The organism is Candidatus Neomarinimicrobiota bacterium (genome assembly GCA_022560655.1).
In the GTDB taxonomy this organism is placed as follows: domain Bacteria; phylum Fidelibacterota; class Marinisomatia; order SCGC-AAA003-L08; family TS1B11; genus JADFSS01.
This window is the reverse complement of the sequence record JADFSS010000039.1, coordinates 1-1514: the sequence shown is the minus strand read 5'-3', so window position 1 is coordinate 1514 and position 1514 is coordinate 1. Positions and strand designations below refer to the sequence as shown.

Genomic DNA, 1514 nt, shown 5'->3' with positions numbered 1-1514 from the left:
GTCGATTTTCAAAGTGTTTTTAAGGAAAAATTTAAAGGGCGCGAAGAGTATATCGCCGACGACGATTGCCATGTCAATTCACGGGGATACGAGGTCATGGCGCAGGTGCTGGCAGACCCCGTTGAGGGCGCTATCCTCATTAATAAGGGGGTAGCCAATCTGCATCCCGTCTGGCATCCCCGGGACAGGAAGTTTGCCTATCTCTCAAGCAGGGACGCGGACTTTTTCAGCCAGACCGGCCTCTACATCCACGATCTGGCGACCGGCCAGGATAAAAAGGTGGCGGCCCGGGCCATCAGCCCGCCGGTCTGGTCCCTGGATGGCGACACCCTTTACTTTGCCGCCCAGTCGAAGCCTGACAAGCACGGCAGCCGGTGGTATGATCTCTATGCCTACGATATCAATGCCGGCAAAGAGCGTCGCCTGACCCATGGCGAAAGGGCTACTGCGCCGGTGCTCATTGACAGCATGACCCTGGCTTACCTGACGGTGCGGGATGGTACCTCGAATGTCCGCAGGCTCGATCTGGCCACGGGCGCTACCCATACACTGACTCATCTGGATGACGGACTCTATCTGCACAGTCTCAGCTATCGCGCCGGTGATTCCCTGCTTGTGGCCGACGCGACGGAAAACCACGGCCGGGCGCTTTATACAGTAAACTTGTCCACGGGTAACCTAGAGCAACTGCCTGCAACCGGGGGGCCAGGGGGTGATCGCCGGAACCCGGAGATAACGGCAACGGGCATTCTTGTCAGCACCGATGCCAGCGGCGTCCATAACCTTTATCGCGAAGGGGACGAAGGGCCGGGTTACCTCACCAATGTAACCGGGGGCGCTTTCATGCCCTCCGTCAATGCCGCAGGGGAAGTGCTCTACTCCCTGTACAAAAATGGCCGCTACAGGATTGCCCTTCTGCAACCCTCAAAAATCGTAGCCTTGGAGGAAGTAGGTATTTCCCCCGGCAATTGGAAAAATCGTCCCACCTCTCCCCAAGAGGGGCCCAATTTGGCGCTGCAGCCTCGTCCGTATAAGGAAGAGATGTCCCGGATGTTCATCCTCCCAAGAATCATGATGGATTACGAGACCCTTAAGCCGGGTCTGTTCTTTTACGCAAACGAAGTACTGGACCGCATGAATCTGTTCGGCGGCGCGAGCATCAACAAATTGGGCGATACCGACTATTTTCTCCTCACCGAATTTCGCAAGTTCCGGCCCACATTTTTCGCGACGATTTTTACGGCACGCCGGGCGGATTCACGAACCAGCGCATAAGACTCCATGAGGAGTGCGTGTAAGGGAATTCCACTTTTTGCGCGCCAGCGAATCTCGCGCCCTTTTTTGAGCAACTCCGCATCGCTCAATTCCGTCAGTGTTTCGGAAAGAGCGAAAATTCGTTTCGCCATCGATTTCCAACGAGACAAACGTGCCTGAGCGGGCCGGAATCCGGACTTCAACTAATGAAATGGATCGGAGATGTTCAATGTTTTTACACTAAAACAACTGAGCGAAAT

Annotated in this window: 2 protein-coding genes; one reads left to right on the top strand and one right to left on the bottom strand. The window is 55.2% G+C overall.

What is annotated here, in order from left to right:
- On the top strand, nucleotides 1–1275 hold a 1275-nt coding region (locus tag IH971_07045; protein MCH7497589.1), incomplete at its 5' end, for a hypothetical protein.
- Here the strand turns inward: IH971_07045 and IH971_07040 are convergent.
- Nucleotides 1182–1406 (bottom strand): hypothetical protein, encoded by a 225-nt coding sequence (locus tag IH971_07040; protein MCH7497588.1) that lies wholly within the window; start codon nucleotides 1404–1406, stop codon nucleotides 1182–1184. The genes IH971_07045 and IH971_07040 overlap by 94 nt on opposite strands.
- Nucleotides 1407–1514: the final 108 nt, after the last annotated feature.